General features: G+C 66.4%; 15 protein-coding genes. 8 read left to right on the plus strand and 7 right to left on the minus strand.

Annotation, left to right across the window (positions count from 1 at the left end; genetic code table 11):
- The first annotated feature begins 35 nt into the window (after nt 1–35).
- The 6 genes from ABZW74_RS07815 (at nt 36) to ABZW74_RS07840 (ending at nt 9,725) form a co-directional block, all read left to right on the plus strand.
- Nucleotides 36–1,364: an aspartate aminotransferase family protein gene (locus ABZW74_RS07815; protein ID WP_240859385.1), complete on the plus strand. Its 1,329-nt coding sequence runs from the start codon at nt 36–38 to the stop codon at nt 1,362–1,364.
- Nucleotides 1,361–4,336, plus strand: a complete 2,976-nt coding sequence (locus tag ABZW74_RS07820; protein WP_355275409.1) for an FAD-binding and (Fe-S)-binding domain-containing protein — start codon at nt 1,361–1,363, stop codon at nt 4,334–4,336. The genes ABZW74_RS07815 and ABZW74_RS07820 overlap by 4 nt, the downstream gene beginning before the upstream one ends.
- Nucleotides 4,333–5,835 (plus strand): NAD-dependent succinate-semialdehyde dehydrogenase, encoded by a 1,503-nt coding sequence (locus ABZW74_RS07825; RefSeq protein ID WP_355275411.1) that lies wholly within the window; start codon nt 4,333–4,335, stop codon nt 5,833–5,835. The genes ABZW74_RS07820 and ABZW74_RS07825 overlap by 4 nt, the downstream gene beginning before the upstream one ends.
- 38 nt (nt 5,836–5,873) lie before the next feature.
- The gene (locus ABZW74_RS07830; protein ID WP_240859394.1) at nt 5,874–7,067 is read left to right on the plus strand and encodes a M24 family metallopeptidase; all 1,194 of its coding nucleotides are present in this window, start codon (nt 5,874–5,876) and stop codon (nt 7,065–7,067) included.
- Nucleotides 7,068–7,227: 160 nt separating this feature from the next.
- On the plus strand, nt 7,228–8,442 hold the full coding sequence (locus ABZW74_RS07835; protein ID WP_240859395.1) for a PLP-dependent aminotransferase family protein: 1,215 nt from the start codon (nt 7,228–7,230) through the stop codon (nt 8,440–8,442).
- 80 nt (nt 8,443–8,522) lie between these two features.
- The gene (locus tag ABZW74_RS07840) at nt 8,523–9,725 is read left to right on the plus strand and encodes a M20 family metallopeptidase (RefSeq protein ID WP_355275461.1); all 1,203 of its coding nucleotides are present in this window, start codon (nt 8,523–8,525) and stop codon (nt 9,723–9,725) included.
- A 58-nt stretch (nt 9,726–9,783) separates the two neighbouring features.
- Here ABZW74_RS07840 and ABZW74_RS07845 read toward each other — a convergent pair whose 3' ends face one another.
- The 5 genes from ABZW74_RS07845 to ABZW74_RS07865 are packed head-to-tail and all read right to left on the minus strand — an operon-like array spanning nt 9,784 to nt 14,658.
- Nucleotides 9,784–10,269 (minus strand): SRPBCC family protein, encoded by a 486-nt coding sequence (locus ABZW74_RS07845; protein WP_240859398.1) that lies wholly within the window; start codon nt 10,267–10,269, stop codon nt 9,784–9,786.
- A 4-nt stretch (nt 10,270–10,273) separates the two neighbouring features.
- Nucleotides 10,274–11,131, minus strand: coding sequence for a short-chain dehydrogenase/reductase (locus ABZW74_RS07850; RefSeq protein ID WP_240859400.1), 858 nt, complete (start codon nt 11,129–11,131; stop codon nt 10,274–10,276).
- Nucleotides 11,128–12,669, minus strand: coding sequence for an NAD(P)/FAD-dependent oxidoreductase (locus tag ABZW74_RS07855; protein WP_240859402.1), 1,542 nt, complete (start codon nt 12,667–12,669; stop codon nt 11,128–11,130). Before ABZW74_RS07855 ends, ABZW74_RS07850 begins: the two co-directional genes overlap by 4 nt.
- Before the next feature lie 10 nt (nt 12,670–12,679).
- Nucleotides 12,680–13,744: a PDR/VanB family oxidoreductase gene (locus ABZW74_RS07860; RefSeq protein ID WP_240859405.1), complete on the minus strand. Its 1,065-nt coding sequence runs from the start codon at nt 13,742–13,744 to the stop codon at nt 12,680–12,682.
- Nucleotides 13,741–14,658 (minus strand): metal-dependent hydrolase, encoded by a 918-nt coding sequence (locus ABZW74_RS07865; RefSeq protein ID WP_240859408.1) that lies wholly within the window; start codon nt 14,656–14,658, stop codon nt 13,741–13,743. The genes ABZW74_RS07860 and ABZW74_RS07865 overlap by 4 nt, the downstream gene beginning before the upstream one ends.
- An 85-nt stretch (nt 14,659–14,743) precedes the next feature.
- Here ABZW74_RS07865 and ABZW74_RS07870 point away from each other — a divergent pair, with 85 nt between their 5' ends.
- Nucleotides 14,744–15,349 carry a TetR/AcrR family transcriptional regulator gene (locus ABZW74_RS07870; protein WP_240859410.1) on the plus strand — a complete coding sequence of 202 codons (606 nt, stop codon included), beginning with the start codon at nt 14,744–14,746 and terminating at the stop codon, nt 15,347–15,349.
- 496 nt (nt 15,350–15,845) lie between these two features.
- On the opposite strand, the gene ABZW74_RS07875 is transcribed toward ABZW74_RS07870, so the two are convergent.
- Entirely contained in the window at nt 15,846–17,591 is a 1,746-nt protein-coding gene (locus ABZW74_RS07875; protein ID WP_355275415.1) for an alpha/beta-hydrolase family protein, read from the minus strand.
- A 112-nt stretch (nt 17,592–17,703) separates the two neighbouring features.
- Between ABZW74_RS07875 and ABZW74_RS07880 the strand changes: the two genes are divergently transcribed.
- A complete protein-coding gene (locus ABZW74_RS07880) occupies nt 17,704–18,417 on the plus strand; it encodes a CPBP family intramembrane glutamic endopeptidase (RefSeq protein WP_355275417.1) in 714 nt (237 codons plus the stop codon).
- Between the two features lie 19 nt (nt 18,418–18,436).
- Here the strand turns inward: ABZW74_RS07880 and ABZW74_RS07885 are convergent, their stop codons facing one another.
- The gene (locus tag ABZW74_RS07885) at nt 18,437–19,825 is read right to left on the minus strand and encodes an MFS transporter (RefSeq protein ID WP_355275419.1); all 1,389 of its coding nucleotides are present in this window, start codon (nt 19,823–19,825) and stop codon (nt 18,437–18,439) included.
- Nucleotides 19,826–19,841: the final 16 nt, after the last annotated feature.

The following is a 19,841-nucleotide window of genomic DNA, read 5'->3' on the forward strand; positions in this document are numbered from 1 at the left end:
TTGACAATCCGACAAACTACCGTCACGGTGGAGCCATGACCGCCAGTGTTGACACCACTCCCCTGACCGTTCCGGCCGCGTCATCTCGCCAGAAGGCGTCGCTGAGTCCGTTGCTCAAACAGGCGACACCCGTGGTCGTCGACCACGCGTTCGGCTCCTGGATTCACGGCACCGACGGCAACGACTACCTCGACTTCACCACGGGGATCGGGGTCACCAGCACCGGGCACTGCCATCCACGCGTTGTCGCCGCCGCACAAGCACAGTGCGCCAAGGTGATTCACGCCCAGTACACCACCGTCATGCATCCACCGCTGCTCGAGTTGACCGAACGGCTCGGGGGCGTACTACCGCTCGGACTGGACTCCGTCTTCTACGCCAACTCCGGGTCGGAGGCCGTCGAGGCCGCGGTCCGCCTGGCGAGAATGGCCACCGCCAAGCCGAACATCATTGTCTTCCAAGGCGGATTCCATGGCCGGACGGTCGCAGCAGCAAGTCTGACCACGGCAGGCACCCGCTTCTCGGCGGGCTTCTCACCTCTGATGAGCGGCGTGCACATGGCGCCGTTCCCGTACGCCTTCCGGTACGGCTGGGACACCGACACCGCGGTCGACTTCGCCCTGAGCGAGCTCGACTACCTGCTGCAATCCCGCGTCGCACCCAATGACACCGCGGCCTTCCTGATCGAGCCGGTCCTCGGTGACGGAGGCTATCTGCCCACCCCGCCGCGCTTCCTGGCCGGCCTCCGTGAACGCGCCGACGCGCACGGCATCCTGCTGATCCTCGACGAGGTGCAGGCCGGGTTCGGACGCACCGGTCGCTTCTGGGGCCACCAGCACGCCGACGGGCTCGTGCCCGATATCCTCATCACCGCAAAGGGACTCGCCTCCGGATTCCCCATCTCCGCCATCGCAGCGCCGACCGCACTGATGAGCAAGGCCTGGCCCGGCTCGCAAGGCGGAACCTACGGCGGCAACGCGGTCGCCGCGGCCGCCGCCATTGCCACCCTCGACGTGATCGAAAGCGAGGGCCTGGTCGAGAACGCTCGCCTCCGGGGTGAGCAACTCCTCGACGGACTACGTTCTGTGGCAGCGCCTTACAACGGCATCGGGGATGTCCGCGGGATCGGCCTGATGGCCGGCGTGGAGTTCGTCACCGCCGATGCATCCGGCGCACGAGTGCCCGACGCGGCAGCGGCAACCGCGGTGCAGCAGGCCACCACCGCGCAGGGATTGCTGACACTGACCTGCGGACCGGCCGGCAACGTCGTCCGCATGATCCCCGCACTCGTGGTGACCGAGGACGAGATCAGGCTGGGCGTCGAGCGTTTCGGTGCCGCACTGGCAGCCACACTCGGCCAGTGAGCATCGTCACCGACCTCACCACACTCGGCATCGACGCCGACGAGTCGACCCGGCGCCTGGCCGAATACTCCTACGACGCCTCGAACTATCGCGTGCCGCCGATCGCCGTCTCGTTCCCGCGATCGGCCACCGAGGTCGCCACCATTGTCCGCCATTGTCACGAGCACGGAGTACCGGTGACCGCACGAGGCGGCGGAACATCCATGGGCGGCAACGCCATCGGCACGGGCATGGTCATCGACCTGTCACGCCATCTCGCCGATGTCCTCTCGATCGACGCCGACGGCGAAACCGCTGTGGCGGGCGCGGGCATCGTGTTGACCACCCTTGCCGCGCAGGCACGCAAGGCCACCGACGGACGGCTCACCTTCGCCCCCGACCCCTCGTCGGCCTCCCGTGCCACCCTCGGCGGCGCCATCGGCAACGACGCCTGCGGCAATCATTCGGTGCGCTACGGACGCACCAGCGATCACATCATCGAGCTCCATCTGGTGACCGCCGACGGGTATGCGCTCACCGCAACGCGTTCCGGCCTCAGCGCCTCCGAGCCCGACGATGGAGCTGCCGCTGCACGTGCAGCTCAGATCACCCGGGATCTACACGATCTGACATCGGCCAATCTCGGCATCTTCCGCACCGGGCTGGAGACCATTCCACGTCAGGTGTCGGGCTATCACCTGGCAAAGCTGCTCCCGGAGAACGGTTTCGACGTCGCCCGTGCACTGGTCGGCAGCGAGGGCACCTGTGCTGTCGTGGTGTCGGCCAAGGTCCGTCTCGTCCCGGCGCCCACGTCGGCATTGTTGTTGTGCGTCGGCTACCACTCCCCGTCCGACGCGGCTCGCGACGTGCCCGCGATCCTGCCGTTTGCGCCGTCGGCCATCGAGGGTATCGACCGCAAGATCGTGGCCACCATGGCGGCCCGACGCGGACCCGACACCGTCGCCGGTCTTCCGGACGGCTCGGCCTGGTTGTTCATCGACATCGACGAGAACAGCGCCGCAACACAATCCGAAGAGGATGTGCCGGCCACGGCCAAACTGCTGCTCGACCACCTGCGCGGTCAGGGCCGAATGATCGAGGCCACCGTCGTCGACGATCCGGTCCGACGAAAGGCGTTGTGGCGCGTCCGAGAAGACGGCGCCGGTTTGTCGTCGCGCCTCGCCGACCCCGACGACGAGAACGTCGGCAGCGGCTACGAATCCTGGCCCGGTTGGGAAGACGCCGCGGTCGCCCCCGAACGCCTCGCCGACTACCTCGACGACTTCTCCGCACTCCTCGACGAGCATGGACTCACCGGCGTGATGTACGGCCACTTCGGCGCGGGCTGTATGCACGTGCGGATCACCTTTGACCTGCGGACCGAATCCGGTCGCGCGACGATGGACCGATTCTGCACCGCGGCAGCCGAACTCGTGGTCCGCCACGGTGGTTCCCTGTCCGGCGAACACGGCGACGGACGTGCGCGGTCGGCGCTGCTACCCATCATGTACGCCCCGGATATGTTGCGCGCCTTTGCCGAGTTCAAGAGGATCTGGGACCCGGCCGGCACTCTCAACCCCGGCAGCATCGTCGACCCACTCCCGATCACCACCGACCTCGCACTCGCCGACGTCCCGGATCGGCACTGGCCGACCAGTTTCAACCTCTGCCACTCCGGCGACACGCCCCTACCGCTCCCTGAGGTGCGAGCGAAGCGAGCCTCGAAGGGCCCGGCGACCACCCCGCCCGACCCCTTCACCCACGCCGTCCAAGGCTGCATCGGCGTCGGCCGTTGTCGTGCGTCGTCGGGCGGTGTGATGTGTCCGAGCTTCCGCGCCACGCGCGACGAGAAGGACTCGACGCGGGGCCGGGCGCGCGTCTTGCAAGACATGGTCCGCACCGCACCCTCGGTCGAAGAGGGTTGGCGATCAACCGATGTCGCCGACGCCCTCGACCTGTGCCTGTCCTGCAAGGCGTGCTCCACCGACTGCCCGACCGGCGTCGACATGGCCACCTACAAGTCGGAGTTCCTCGACCACCATTACCGTCGCCGCCTTCGTCCGCTCTCCCACTACTCGCTCGGCTGGATGCCCGCATGGCTCCCGACCGCCACCCTTGCCGCGCCTGTCATCAACAGGGTTCTCGCGTCGAAACTGAACCGGCTCATGGCACGGGCGGGCGGTATCGATCCGCGACGTTCCATGCCGCGGTTCGCCACACGAGCCCAACGCCGCGAGCACCTCGGAGCGCTGCCCGCGGTGAACGCCACCTCCGACGTGGTACTCGTCGCCGATTCCTTCACCAAGGCCTTCCGACCGCACGTGGCGACAGCCACCGCCGAGGTGCTGGGCGCCGTCGGCGACGCGGTCGGCTGCACCAGCGACGTCTGCTGTGGGCTCACGTGGATCTCCACCGGCCAGCTGAAACGGGCCCGTAAGACGTTGCAGCGCACGGCGTCGATCCTCGACGATGGAACAGACCGGCCCATCGTCGTCGCCGAACCCAGTTGCGCCGCAGCCCTGCGCAAGGACCTACCTGAGCTCGTCGACACCCCGGCGGCCCATCGCGTCGCGTCGAGGGTGCGCAGTTTCGCGTCGCATCTGGCCACCCTGACCGACGACGGTTGGCAGCCAACAGGACTGCCCCAGGCGGTCACTTTGCAGACGCATTGCCACGAGTACGCGGTGTTCGGTGCTGCGACGGGCGCATCGGCATTGCGGTCACTGGGTGTCGAGGTGCACAACGCCGAGGGCTGCTGCGGCGTCGCCGGAAACTTCGGGTTCGAACGTGGCCACTACGAGGTCAGCATGGCGGTGGCCGAGAACTCGCTCGCTCCGGCGCTGCGTGAGCAACCCGACCGTCCCGTCGTCACCGACGGCTTCAGCTGCGCCATGGCCGTCGATCACCTCTCGTCGGTCGACGCCGCACTCGCCTCGACGCGCAGCGTCCACCTCGCCGAACTGTTGGCCGATCCAGGAGGAAATCCCACATGACCACCATCGAATCCCGCACCGCTCCCGCGATCGACCAGGTCCATCCGGATCTCTTCATCGACGGCCAGTGGGTCCCCGCTGCCTCCGACAAGCGTTTCGATGTCGTCAACCCCGCCACCGAGGAGACCCTTGCCCGCGTCGCCGACGCCGACGCCACCGATGCCCGCCGCGCGATCGAGTCCGCGGCCGCGCACCAGAAGTCCTGGGCCGCGACATCACCGCGATCGCGCAGCGAGATCCTCTACCGCGCATATCAACTCATCATCGACCGCGCCGACGAGATCGCCGCGGTGATGACCGCGGAAATGGGCAAACCACTCGCAGAGGCGAAGGGTGAAGTCGCCTACGGTGCCGAGTTCTTCCGTTGGTTCGCCGAGGAGGCAGTACGCATCGGCGGCGATCACACCACCACCGGCGACGGCGGCAACCGGATCATCGTCACCAAACAGCCTGTCGGACCGTGCATTCTGATCACACCCTGGAACTTTCCGCTCGCCATGGGCACTCGCAAGATCGGCCCCGCGATCGCGGCAGGTTGCACGATGGTGTTCAAACCGGCCGAGCTCACTCCGCTGACCACGCTGATGCTGGCCGACATCCTCACCGAGGCAGGACTTCCCGACGGTGTGCTGAACGTGGTCACCACCACCGACCCATCCGCCGTCGTCACCGAGTGGATGGAGAGCGGCCTCGCGCGCAAGGTCAGCTTCACCGGCTCCACCGAGGTCGGCAAAACCCTGCTACGACAAGCAGCGGGCACGGTGATGCGCACCTCCATGGAGCTCGGCGGCAACGCCCCGTTCATCGTGTGTGCCGACGCCGACATCCCACGTGCCGTCGACGGCCTGATGGTGGCGAAGATGCGCAACATGGGCCAGGCGTGCACGGCCGCCAATCGGGTGTTCGTGCACCGCAGCATCATCGACGACTTCTCCACGCAACTCACCGGACGCATGTCCGCGCTGCGAGTCGGTGACGGCGCAGCAGAGGGAACACAGGTCGGGCCCCTCGTCGAACCGAAAGCGGTCGGCAAGGTAGCCCACCTCGTCGATGACGCGACTCAGCGCGGTGCCACCGTGCGCTGCGGCGGAACAACTTCCGACGAGCCCGGGTACTTCTATCCGCCGACCGTCCTCGCCGACGTCGATCCCGAATCGGAGCTGATGTCCACCGAGATCTTCGGGCCGGTCGCGGCGCTCGTCGGCTTCGGCGATGCGTCCGCACCCGACGACCCGGCCGCCGACGACGAGGTGCTCGCCCTCGCCAACGACACGCCGTGGGGTCTGGTCGGATACCTGTTCAGCCAGGACGCCGACCGGCTCGAGCGGATGTCGTCGGCGATGGAAGTCGGTATGGTCGGCATCAACACGGGTCTGGTGTCCAATCCCGCGGCGCCCTTCGGCGGGATCAAGGAGTCGGGCCTGGGTCGCGAGGGCGGCCGGCTCGGCATCGAGGAGTTCCTCGACGTCAAGTACCTCGCCATTCCCGTCCGGCGCTGAATCACCGGCGCCGATCCGACCCACGATAAGGAGGCTGCATGTATCTCGGCGCTCAGCTGTTCACCGACAGCGAGTACGAGCAGCGCCTGGTCCGGGTGCGCGAACTCATGGATCGGCAGGGTTTGTCGGCGATCATCGTCACCGACCCCGCCAACATCTTCTACCTGATCGGCTACAACGCCTGGTCGTTCTACACCCCGCAGATGCTGTTCGTCCCGATCGAGGGCGAGATGGTGTTCTTCTCCCGCGAGATGGATGCCCATGGCGCGCATCGCACCACGTGGTTGTCCGAGGAACAGATCGTCGGTTACCCGGAGAGCTACGTGCATCGCCCCCACGTCCATCCCTTCGATTGGGTGGCGTGGGCGCTTCGTCAACGACACCTCATCGCACCGGCATCCAAGGCGGGTTCGGTTGGGCTGGAGATGGACTCGCACTTCTTCTCCCCCAAGGCCTATCGTGCGTTGTACAACGCCATCCCGGAGTGGAAGCTCGTCGATTCCTTCGAACTCGTGAACTGGGTGCGCTCGGTCAAGTCCGACGCCGAGATCCAGCTGATGCGTCAGGCCGGCATGGTGTGCTCGGAGGCGATGCGCGCGGCCATCGACACCATCGATGTCGGTGTGCGCCAATGTGATGCGGCGGCCGCCATCTCCCAGGCCCAGATCACCGGGACCGACCAGTTCGGCGGCGACTACCCCGCGATCGTGCCCCTTCTGCCCACCGGCGCGGCTGCCGACACCCCGCATCTCACCTGGCATCAAGGCACGTTCACCGAGAACGAGGCGGTGGTGGTCGAACTGACCGGTGCACACAACCGATATCACTGCCCCCTCGCGCGCACCGTCGCACTCGGCAAGCCGTCCAAGGACCTCGACTACGTCGCACAGGCCACCGCCGAAGGCCTGAACAACGTCCTCGACACCATCCGGCCCGGTGTCGCCACCCGCGAACTCGCGTCGACCTGGAACTGGACTCTCGCCAAGTACGGCCTTGAAAAGCCCTCTCGCCTCGGCTATTCCATCGGCATCGGCTATCCACCCGATTGGGGTGAGCGCACCATCAGCATCCGCACCGAAGACGAGACCATCCTGGAGACCAACATGACCTTCCACATCGTCTGCGGAATGTGGATGGACAACTACGGTTTCGAGCTGTCCGAGTCGGTCCGCGTCAGCCCCACCGGCGTCGAGACCTTCACCGCCTTCCCGCGTGAATTGATCCAGAAATGACAGCCCGCATGCACAATCCGCACAATCCGCTCCCTGAGGTGCGAGGAGCGCAAGCGACGAGCCTCGAAGGGTTGGCGAGAAGATGTCGCCAGCCCTTCGAGGCTCGCTTCGCTCGCACCTCAGGGAGCGGTGAGTGCCACAACCGAGACGAGGTGAAAGCATGACCGCCACCCACACCCCCACCATCCCCCTCGCGGGCCGCGCAAAGGATCTCGTCGGCTCGATGATCGATTCGTCGACGTCGCTCTTGGCCGCGCAGTCGCACGACATCGTGCGGTTCGCGATGGGATCGCCTGCCGACGAAGCGGTTCCGGCCGACGAGTTCCGGCAGATCGCCGGGGAGATCCTCGACAACAGCTCGTTCACCTACGGCGCCACCGAAGGTGAACCCCGACTGCTGCAGTTGCTGGTGGATTACCTTGCCACCACTCCGGATCCGTCGAGTCACGAACGGCTAGTCATCACCACCGGCGGCATGCAGGGTCTGGACCTGGCCTGCAAACTCTTCGTCGACCCGGGCGACCTGGTGGTGGTCGAATCCCCCACCTACACCAACGGCAGTGCGACCGCCCTCTCCTACGGTGCGCAGCTTCTCGAGGTGCCGGTCGACGACGACGGCATGCAGGTGGACCGCCTCGAAGAGCTCGTCGCGCGCACGGGACTGATCCCCAAGGCGATCTACACCATCCCGACCTTCCAGAACCCGTCCGGCGTCACCCTCTCCGCGGAACGACGCCGAGAGTTGTTGCGGCTGGCCCACATCTGGGGATCGGTCATCATCGACGACGACCCGTACGGACTGCTGAGGTTCGCCGGCACCGACCTCCCCACCTTCCAAACCATCAGTCCCGCAGACCCACTCGTGTTCTCGGTGCGGACGTTCTCCAAGATCCTCGCACCGGGGTGGCGGGTCGGGTGGGTCGATGCCGACCCGTCACTGCGGCAACTACTCATCAACGGCAAGCAGGCCATGGACACCTGCACCAACGTGCCCAACCAGCACATCGTCGCCGAGTACATCGCCCGCGGCGGCCTCGACGACCATCTCGCCGGCATCCGGTCCCTCTACCGCGAACGCAAGGACGCGATGCGTGCGTCCATCGCGCGCCATCTCGGCGATCGGGTGAGAACCACCGACCCCGAGGGCGGCTTCTTCCTCTGGGTTACGCTGCGCGACGAGTTCGCCGAGATCGACACCCGGGAACTCTTCGAGGTGGCGCTCGCCGACGGCGTCGCGTTCATCCCCGGCCCGGCGCTGTCGCCGGGCGGTCGCTTCCGCAACTCGATGCGCCTGTGCTTCGCGTCGAGCACCCCGGAGCGAATCGACGAGGGAATCCGACGCTTGACGGTGAGTCTTGAGAAGATGGCACGGTGAGTGGTGCGGACAATGGCTATACCGGGCTGACCGAGGCAGAGGAAGGCGTCTGCGGCCACATCAATGCCGACACCATCGCCATGCTGACGGCATCGCTGGTGGAGGCGCCCAGCGAGAATCCGGGCGGGACCGAAGCCGCTGCCGTCGAGGTGCTCGAGAAGGCGTGCCGCGCCGTCGGACTGCAGGTCACCACCACGGAGGCCGCGCCGCAGCGCCCCAACCTCGTCGCCACTCTCCCCGCAGGTCACCGGGGCGAGCGCAGCGACGGGGCAATTCAACAGGGCGAGCGCAGCGACGGGGCAATTCAACAGGGCCCGGGCCTGATGTTTCTCGGGCATTCCGACGTCGTGCCGGCCGGCCCCAACTGGTCGGCCGATCCGTACCGGGCCCGCTTCGCCGACGGCCGCATCTACGGTCGCGGCACCACCGACATGAAGGGCGGGCTGGCGGCCGTCGTCGCCGCGATGCAGGCCTTGCGGCACGCCGGCGCCTACGGGATCGAACTGTCCGGACCTGTTCGGCTGGTGTGCACGGTCGACGAGGAGGAACACGGCATCGGCGTGCGTGACTTCGTCTCCCGCCCCGCCGACCACGACTTCCTCGGCTGCATCGTCGCCGAACCCACCGACCTGCAGGTCGTGCGGGGCTGTCGTGGTGCGTCGTATCTGGAGATCGACGTCTTCGGCCGGGCCGCTCATTCCGGCCGACCGTCCGACGGGCGCAGCGCCATCAACGCCGCCGCACAGATCGTCGACCTCATCCGGTTCGACCACGAACATCTCGCCCTCACGCAGGACGAACTTCTCGGCAGCGGAACCTGGAATGTCGGCACCATCGCGGGTGGCCAGGGCATCTCGGTGGTCGCGCCAACCTGTTCGCTCGGCATCGACCGACGCCTCATGCCCGACGAAGATCCGCACGCCATCGCCGACCAACTGCGTTCGACGATCAGCCGCGCCGGCATCGACACCGACGGCATCACCGTCGACGTTCGCGTCACCATGGAGATGCCCGGGTTCGCCACTCCAGCCGACCACCCACTCGTAACCACCGCGGTCGAAGCGGTCACCAACGCTGGGACCACGACCTCGATCGGGGGTTGGAGCGCCGCCTGCGACGGCGGTTTCGTCAGCCGCGACCTCGGCGTGCCGTCGATCGTGTTGGGGCCCGGCAACATCAACACCGACGCCCACCAGCCCGACGAATCGGTCGCCGTCGCGGACCTCGTCACCGCCGCACGTGCCTACACCCTCGCCGCGCTGCGGTTGCTGGGTGCGAGCTGAGCCTTCCGCTGATCGAGCCGATACCGAGCCCCTGGGCGAGGCATCGTGTCGAGATCACTCAACCCTTCAGCTTCTTCTCCAACCCGTGCGCCAACGGCCACACCGACGCCCACAGGACGCGCCCCGCGACGCCCCCGACCCGCGGCCCGACACCCGCCTTGGGTGCCGTCGCGACCGTCCATTCCAGCCGCGAACCGTTGCCCTTCGGGGTGATCACGTAGTCCTCGGCGAACGAACGGATGCCCGGTCCGGTGGTCCCGACGGCGGAGAACGTCATCCGCTCTCCCTCATCCCACCGGTAGAATTCCTCACGGACAGTGAGGAATCCACCCAGCGTGACTTCGCGGATGGCGCCGACGCCCCGCGGACCCGGTTCCCAGTGCGCCCCGGTGACCAGCTTGCTCCATGAGCCCACCGCGTCGTCGGCTGCGAGAACTTCCCACACACGCGCGGGTGCCGCAGGTGTGTCGAAGCCCAGCGTCGCCCGGACCGGCGCCTCGTCGAAGAATTCGTCGCCGACCGTCACCAGCGAATGTCGAGCCATGGTGTCACCTCCCCGGAGCGCCACCGGAGCGCTCCTCCAATCGCACTATGAGATCACGAATACCTTTGTCCCGTTCCAACTTCAGATCGAGAACCGGGTTGATCAGTCCGCGCAGAACCGAATACGCCGTCCACTGCCGCGGCGCGATGACCCTCGCCCGCCGATTCGCAACCGCGCCGACGATCGCCCCGGCGGCCTGCTCCGCGGTGATCCGACGGTTGAGCGGCCAGGGCAGTTCCGCCCCGATCTCCCGGCCCAGTTCGTCGTCGTCGAGCGTTGCACGGGTCAAAGCGGTTTCGACGATCCCGAAGTAGGCCACACCGGCCGACGCGTCGTGCGCCGCCAGTTCGATCCGCAACGCTCGGCCCAGCTGTTCCACACCGGCTTTGCTGATCATGTACGCCGATCCGCCCATGCCGGGCGCGAACGCGGCGCACGACCCGATGACCTGAATATGCCCGCGCGCGGCGATGACCGCTTCGATTCCCGCACGCACCGTGTTGAACGCGCCGAGCAGGTTGACGTCGATGACGCGTCCGAAGGCCTCCGGGTCGACGGTGCGCAAGGTCGCGGGCGGCGGCGTGATGCCCGCGTTCGCGACGACGTAGTCGAGGCGACCGAACTCTCCGACGGCCTTTCCGACCGCTTCCTCCATCGAACTCAGCGCTCGCACATCCGCTTCCACCGCCAGCGCTCGAACGTCACCCAATCCTGAGACGGCCTTGTCGAGGCGGGCAGCGTACAGGTCCACGAGAACGACCGCCGCACCGCGCTCTGCGAACAGTCGCGCGGTCTCGAAGCCGATACCTTGTGCGGCACCGGTGATCAGCGCGACCTTGCCGTCGAACCGCTGCGTGCTCATCGGCTCACCAGTGCCCGGCCCTGCTCATCGACTGTTCGGGGACGTCCCGGAAGCCGAAGAGCGAAGTCCCCCAGTCGGAGGTGGCGCATCCGATGCCGAAGTGTAAAGGCGTATCCGGGCCAGAAGGTGAAGTTTCGGCCCGACGCGCTCAGGTAGTAACTGCTGCACCCGCCCTGATTCCACACCGAGTTCTTCAGTCCCTCGTCCACCTCGTCGACGTAGTCCCGCTGTGCCTGCGGGGTCACGTCGAGACTTCGAATACTTCTGTCGCGCATTGCCTTCAGTGTCTCGAGGATGAAGTCGACCTGCGCTTCGATGGTGACCACCTGCGAGGTGTACACCACGGAGTTGGGTCCGAGGATCATGAACATGTTGGGGAACCCGCTGACCATGGTGCCGAGGTAGGCCCGCATCTCCCCTTCCCACACGTCGGCGAGACTCCGACCATCGATCCCACGAATTCGTGTGAACCCCTCATTGGCAACGAGTTTGAACCCGGTACCGAAGATGATGGCGTCGACGCGGTGCTCGGTGCCGTCCGCGGTCACGACACCGTCGGCACTCACCTTCTCGATGCCCGACGTCACGACCTCCGAGTTCGACGCGGCCAGCGCCGGATAGTAGGTGTTGGAGAAGGTCGGCCGTTTACAACCGAACGCATAGGTCGGGGTGAGCTTGCCGCGCAACGTCGTGTCGCGCACCTGGCGTCGCAGATGCGCCCGCCCCAGCGCAGCCGCCGGCTTCAGCAGCGACGGCCGCTGCACCAGTCCCGGGACCAGCATCTCCTGCACCAGATTGAACGCGCTTCGGACGCCGCGCTGCGTGATCGGCGCGCGCCGGAACAGCTTCCGTACGCGCGGACTCAGCGGCCGATCGGGATGCGGAAGAATCCACGTCGGGGTGCGCTGGAACAGCGTGAGCGAGGCCACCTTCGGCTGGATCTGCGGGACGAACTGCACGGCCGACGCCCCGGTTCCGATGACCGCCACCGATTTACCGTCGAGGTCGTAGTCGTGATCCCACTGCGCCGAATGGAAGGTCCGGCCGGAGAAGTCCTCCAACCCCGGCAACGACGGCACCGACGGCTCGCTGAACGGTCCGGTGGCCAGCAGCAGGATTGTTGCCGTGCACACGGATTCGTTGCCCAGCCGGTCACGAACCACGAGCCGCCACACTTGCGCCAGATCGTCCCAGTCCGCGGCGATCACGTCGTGACCCAACCGCACATGCGGCGTGATGCCCCGCTCGTCGGCGCAACGTCGAATGTAGGTCTGGATCTCCTCCTGCAGCGGGTAGAGCCGCGTCCACTCGGGGTTGGGGGCAAAGGAGAACGAGTACAGCGCCGACGGGATGTCGCATTGCGCACCTGGATACGTGTTGGCCTGCCAAGTGCCGCCCAGCGCGTCGGCGCGTTCGAAGATCACCAGGTCGCCGAAGCCGGCTTCCTTCAGTCGGATCGCCGCACCGATGCCGCCGAATCCGCCGCCGACGATCGCGACACCGATGTGTTCGGATGCGTTCGGATCGATTGTGTTCACTTGATTCCCTTCACAGATCGAGGACGACGCGGTCCTCGGCGCGAGATACGCAGATCATCATGGAGTCTTCCCGTTCGTCACCGATCAGCACGCGGTCGCGATGCTCCACGTCACCGTCGAGCACGCGCACTCGACAGGCCCCGCAGAAGCCCTGCTGACAGGAGTACCGCACATCCGGTTTCACCCGGCGGACCGCGGCGAGGACCGTCTCGTCGGCGGCGACCTCGACATCGAGCGCGCTGCGATCGAGGCGCACGGTGAACGGGGTGCCGCCGAGAACCGGTGGCGGGCTGAAACGTTCGCTGTGCAGCTCCACCAGCGGGCCCGTGACGGCACGGAATGCGTCCAGCATCGCCGATGGCCCGCAGAGGTACACCGAGCCGTCCGACCCGACATCGGCGAGCAGCTCGTCGACGTTGGGCCGGCCGTACTCATCGTCGGGCCGGACCTGTACTCGCGCTTCGTCGATAGCGACCAGTTCGTCGACGAATGGCATCGACGATCGGGTGGCGCCCGTGTAGATGAGACGCCAATCGGCACCCGCCGCGGCCGCCGCGCGCACCATCGGCAGGATCGGCGTGATGCCGATGCCGCCGGCGACAAACAGGTAGCCCGGCGCGGGGGCGAAGTTGAAGGCGTTGCGCGGTCCGCGGATTCGCACCATGTCGCCGACGCGCAGGTCGTGCATCTCCACCGAGCCGGTGCCGTCGGGTAGCTTGCGGACCGCTATGCGATAGGTGTCGACGTCGGCCGGATCGCCGGTGAGCGAATAGTGGCGCTGGCGTCCCGACGGCGTGAAGACGTCGAGGTGTGCTCCCGGTGACCACCGCGGCAGCGGTGTCCGATCCGGGCGCGCCAGGGTGATGGCGCGGACGTTGTCGGCGACCTCGACGGTGTCCGACACCATCAGACGCAGGTCGAAACCGGTATGGCGGATCTGCGCGGGGGGCGAAAGCCGTTCAGCGAAACGGCTTTCCGCAAAGACCCGGGAGTAGCCGCGGGCAATCCGGCCCATGGCGTGCAGGACGGGCGTCGGGTTCTCGACATCCGTCATCGGTGCGGGCAGATAGTTCACGCCTCCGCCGCCCGTGCCGCAGGCGAATGTGCCAGGTAGCGAACGGCCTTGCCGATGTCGCCCATCCGCGAAGGGTGGAAGCCCGGGCGCAGGTACAGGTAGATCTGCACGAACAGGAACGACAGACCCGGGATGAGGTGTCGGCGCGAGGCCCGCGCGAACGCCCACGGCCAGGGGCGACGGCGCTTCACCGTCGTGTCGTTGCGATACAGGTAGGCCGCGGTGGAGAACCAGAGCAGAGCGAGACCGCTGCAGGCGATCACGGCCGTGCGAGCCCGTCGGAGATAGCTGCCGTCGACATACTGGAAGGCGTCGAAGGCCACATTGCGGTGTTCGAGTTCTTCGGCACCGTGCCAGCGCAGGAGATCGAGCATCGTCGGATCGACGCCGACGCGGTCGAATTCCTCGTTGTCCAGAATCCACTCGCCGACCACTGCGGTGAAGTGCTCGGCGGCCGCATACACACCGAGGCGCTCGGAAAGCCATGCCTTGCGGGCACGTTCGTTGGTGATGCCGTGGTCGCCGAAGATCTTCTGCACCGCGTACTCGATCCGTTGCATGATCGGTTCGATCTCGACGCCGCCGGCCTGCAGGTACTGACGGAAGCCCTCGTGCGACGATGCGTGGGTCGCCTCCTGCCCGACGAAGCCGACGACCTCTTCGCGCAGACGCTCGTCGTCGATGTACTCGAGGGCTTGCGCGAACACGTCGGCCATCGCACGTTCCCCTTCGGGGAGGACGAGGTGCATGACGTTCCAGAAATGCGTGGCGTAGGGCTCGCCGGGAATGTACTCGAGCGGAACCCCGGTCCAGTCGAAACTGACCGGTCGCGCGTTGATCGCGTACTCCTCATCGACATATTCCAGGCTGACGTGTGCAGTACTGACGTCTTTGGGGCTGACGTTCGCGGTCACAGACCGTTCTCCTCTCAGGGCGATGATACGGAGATACATATTACATCTCATTGTTTCACTGTCTAGGGTCCGATAGTCTCGGCTCATGTCTGTTCCCGGTCTGTTCTCGCAGCCGGCCCCGTCCACCGACGATTCGGATCCCATCCTCGACGCGGCCCTCGATGTCTTCGCCGACATCGGTGTCCGGCGCGCCACCGTCGACGAGGTCGCCCAGCGAGCAGGCGTCGGACGGGTGACCGTCTACCGCCGAATCGGCGGCAAGAACGAGATCCTCGCCGCGGTGATGATCCGGGAGTCGCAGCGGCTGTACGCGGCGGTTGGTGCTGCAGCGGCAGCCGCCGACAGCTTCGAGGATCGGGTGGTGCACGCCTTCGCGACCACGGTGACCACGGTGCGCTCCAACCGGGTGTGGAATCGGCTGCTCGAACTCGAGGCCACCACGGTCCTCGACCAGCTCACCGTGAACGCGTCGACCGTGCTCGCCGGTGCGGTGGCCGCCACCGCCGAGGTCCTGCGCGGACCCGACATGTCCCTCGACGACGACGAACTACTCGCCCGAGCCGAGATCCTGGTGCGCATCACCCATTCGATCCTGCTGACGCCTCGCATCCGCCTGCCGCTCGGCACCTACGAGGATGTCGAGGCCTTCGCGCGCCGGCACCTGGTCCCCATCGCCGCGCTGCCGACGTGAGCTCCCCACCGCTCACCGCTCCTAGTTCGGTGACTAGCGCTCTGACCTGCACATAAGCGTCCACCACCCCACGCTCTCGGAGGTGCCCGAGGCGTCAGCCGAAGGGATGCCTCGAAGGCAGGCGAACGGGCCACGTCAGCGAGCCACCGGACCACTGAAAGTAGGGGAAGGTTCTTCCCCTACTTTCTGCCCCTGCTTGTTGAGTCGCCCGCGAGAAAACTCGCGGGGAGGACTCCAAGGGTAGGGGACGAGTTTCTTCCCCTATTTTCTTGTGGGTCATAGCCGCCGCGTCCCGCTCGACGGCGCTCTTCCTGCGTCCATGATCGTCGGCAAGGCCGACGGAGGGTCGCTGATCCACAAATGCCCATTTGCCCCGGTCACGACGCCACCCCGTGGCCGCAACACTGAGGTGCGAGGAGCGCTAGCGATTCGCTAGCGGTGAGCAGGCTCGCACCTGAGCCAGCGGGAGAGGCTCGCACAGCCGGCGGCAGGGAATCTAATCCCGGCTCAGGTACGGAAGCAGCGCTTGGGTTTTCGCATCGGACCAGCCGGGCGGATTCAGGATCTTCGACCACGCGTACGGGATGGCCGAGAGATAGTCGTGGCCGTGACCGTCGGGCACGCCCGTGGACACCGCCATGTCGGCGGAGACCTGGAGGAAGGTCACGAACGGAATCCACTGCATCGAGCTCAGCACGTCGCGCCCGCGCGGCTCGGAGAGCCAGTCGGGTTTGTTCAGGATGAGCCGCGGCGACCACCAGGTGATGGGGTCGCTGGCGTGCTGCAGGTAGACGATGCGTTTCGCCTCCCACTCGGTGGCGGGACGTCCGAGATCGGTCTCGTCGGCGATGAAGCGGACCTTCTCGCCGTTCTCGTAGATGGGCATCACCTGAGGTGAGCCGTCGTCGCGCTGGCGTGTGGTGTCGTTCCACAGCGTGTTGTTGAAGGTCGGGCCGGAGAACAGTGCGCCGTCGGTGCGCGCGGCGACGTCCGGGATGGTGCCGAACGGGGCCTCCCCGGCGAACGAGCCGAGACTCTCGCCGAACACCACCAGCTTGGGCCTGGTCTGCTCGGGCATCGCCTGCACGCGATCGGAGATCGCCTCGAACAGCGCGAGCCCGGCCTGGCGGGCACGTTCCTTGTCGACGAGGAACGAGATCCAGCTCGGGAGGTAGGAGTACTGCATCGCAGCGATCGCGGTGTTGCCGTTGTACATGTACTCGAGGCTGTCGACGGTGCCCTTGTTCACCCATCCGCTGCCCGTGGTGGATCCGACCGCCACCACCGCACGCTGCAGTCCACCGGTGCGTTCGAGTTCACGCGCCACCAGCTGGGCGTTCTCCTTCACGGAGTCGGTGGACTCCAGCCCTGCGTACACCCGGATCGGTTCCATGGCCGGCGCTCCGTTGAACGCCGCGAGTTCGGCCTGCGTCGGCCCCTTGGAGATGAACACCCGACCCTCACGCCCGAGGGATTCCCAGGTGACCAGCGAACCGGGTCCGCCGGATCGCAGCGACGACGTCGGCGCCACCGAATCCGGTTTCGTCTCGTCGTTGGCGGCGGCGAATGACGCGTTCAGCGCCTGCATACCGTAATTGGCGATCACGCCGTTGAGTGCGAAGAAGGTGACCAGGACGACGACAAACGCCGCGGTCGCGGCCGAGATACGGGGAGGCACGAAGCGAGTCAGCCAGCGGCTCAACGCGCGCACGCCGGCACCCCACGCCTGACCGATCGACATCAGCAGGACGAACGTGAAGAACGTGACAAGGGTGACGATCGGGACCGCGGTCCAATCCAACCGTACGACGCCCATCAGATCGCGAATCTCGTTCTGCCAGTGATTGAACCAGAGAAACATCACCACCGTGCCGACCAGTGCGACCACCGCCAGGACCAACCATGCCCACCGGGGCGGACGCGGCCACGGCTCCTCGCGGGACACCAGGTAGCGCGCCAGCCAGGTGAAGAACACGACCACGCCGTAACCGATCGCGGCCGACCCGCCACTGACCAGCCCTTGAAACAGCGGCCCACGGGGCAGCAACGACGGAGTGGCCGAAAGCCACATGAACACCAGCGCGCCGATCATGCCGCCGAATGCGTACCGGTGCAGCTGGCGATGCAAGGCCCCGGACAGGCGGTCACGGCGGCCCGGTTTGATCGAATCCGCAGCGGCGTCGGACGCGGCCGCGTCCTCCGGCACGGTCTCGTCGGTGTCGACGGCCGAGTCACTCGTCATGCGAACCCCCAGTTATGTGGCGTACGGGCTCGCATCCTATCTGTACCCGGCACAATCGAGCGGTGTCGGCCCACTTCGGGCGACGAACGGACAACGACAGACAGGTTCGGGGATGGATGAGGGTAGGCGGCGCCTCGAGGGTGTGCTGGTCGTTGTCGCGATCCTCATCGTCCTCACCGCGGCCGATCTGCTCGCGCACTACTCGCGCGCCCCCATCTCATACTTCGTGGTGCCGGCAACCGCCCTGCTTCTGGTGGCTACCGCACTCGTCGCCGGACTGACCTGGACAGATCTGGGACTGTCGAGGAAGCAGCTGAGCAACGGCATCGCCTACGCGCTCGCCGCGATCATCGTGGTGGGCGCGATCGTCTCCGTCGCCGTCGCGGTTCCGGCCAGCCGCGACTTCTTCATGTCCGACCGGTACGCCGACCCGTCCGACGCCCTGCTCGCCGCCTTCGTCGTCATCCCGCTGCAGACGGTGATCCCCGAGGAACTGATCTTCCGCGGCGTGTTGCAGGGCACCCTGATGAAGTTCTTCGCCACCCGCGTGGCGCTGACCATCGGCGCGGTGGCCTTCGGACTGTGGCATCTCACGTCGTCACTGGGCCTGACTGCTGGTAACGAAGGACTCTCCGACGCAGTCGGCAGCGGAACGTTCGGACAGATCGCGGGCGTGATCGGCGCGGTGGTGGCGACGACGCTCGCCGGCTTCGTCTTCGGCTGGCTGCGCCGGCGCAGCGACAGCCTGCTCGCCCCGGTGGCGTTGCACTGGGCGCTCAACGCCACCGGCGCGATCGGCGTCGCCGTCGCGTGGCACCTCGGCTAGTGTCGCGTGACACGCGACACTAGTTTCCGACCTTCTCACCGGCGAGCGCGTGAAAGTCGTTCTCGCGGCTCGGGATCTGCGTTCCGCGGATCGAACAGCCCGCGGTCTCCTTGAGGAAGACCAGCGCAACCATACCGATGGCGCACGCACCCATCATGTAGACCGCCGGGAAGAGATTCCATCCGGTGTTCTCCACAACGGCATCGTTGACCAGCGGTGCGGTACCACCGAATGCCGCCGTCGCGACGTTGTAGGAGATCGCGAAACCCGCGTAGCGCACCTGGGTGGGGAACATCGCCGGGAAGGTCGCCGAGATGGTGGCGAGCTGAGGAATGTAGAGCAATCCCAAGATCACGAAACCGACTATCGCCCAGGCGAATCCCTGTCCCATCAGCCAGTACAGCGGCAACGACAGCGCGAACAGGCCGATCAGCGAACCCCACCACATGGGTTTACGGCCGGTCGAATCCGACCATCGGCCGAAGAACGGGATCATTACCATCATCACGAGCTGGCCGATCAGAACCACCGTCGATCCCGAGGTCTCAGACAGTCCGATGGTGTCCTTCAGGTAGGTCGGCTGATAGGCGAGCAGTGTGTAGTTCGCGACGTTCAACGCGATCACCATGCCGAACATGATGAGGATCGGACGCCAGTAGTTGCCGAGCAGATCCTTGAACCGGGTCCACGCGGTGCCCTCGATCTCGTCTTCTTGCTCAAGTTCCTGGAAGACCGGGGTGTCCTCCATCTGAGAGCGCAGGTACAGGCCGACCAGACCCAGCGGCAGCGCGATGAGGAACGGGATACGCCAGCCCCAGGTCTGCATCGCGTCGTCGGAGAGCAGCAGTTCGAGGAACAAGACCATGGCGGTACCGCTGCAGAAGCCGGCCAGCGTGCCGAACTCCAGGAACGAACCGTACCTGCCGCGTTTGTCGTCGGGGGCGTACTCGGCCATGAAGGTCGCGGCACCGCCGTACTCACCGCCGGTGGAGAAGCCCTGGATGACCCGGAGCAGGATCAGCAGGACCGGTGCCCACACCCCGGCCACCGCGTGCGTCGGCAGGAGACCGATCAACGCGGTGGCACCCGAGATGAGCAGGATCGTCATCGCGAGAACGGATTTGCGGCCGATCCGGTCGCCGATCGGACCCCACACCATGCCACCGAGCGGACGCAGGACGAAGGAGATCGCAAAACCCAGCATCGTACCGATGGAACCCAGGTCACCGGGAAAGAAGGCGTGGGTCAAGTAGGTTGCGGCGGCCGCGTATACACCGTAGTCGTACCACTCTGTCGCATTACCGATCGCAGATGCGCCAATCGCCTTGCGGATCAGCTTCTTTCCCTCGGGTGACTCCGGATCGGGAGCCAAATCCTCATAAATGTGGGATGAGGATGCCTCAGCCATCTCTGTGCCTCCTGAT

Source organism: Gordonia sp. NPDC003585 (genome assembly GCF_040610755.1).
Classification (GTDB): domain Bacteria; phylum Actinomycetota; class Actinomycetes; order Mycobacteriales; family Mycobacteriaceae; genus Gordonia.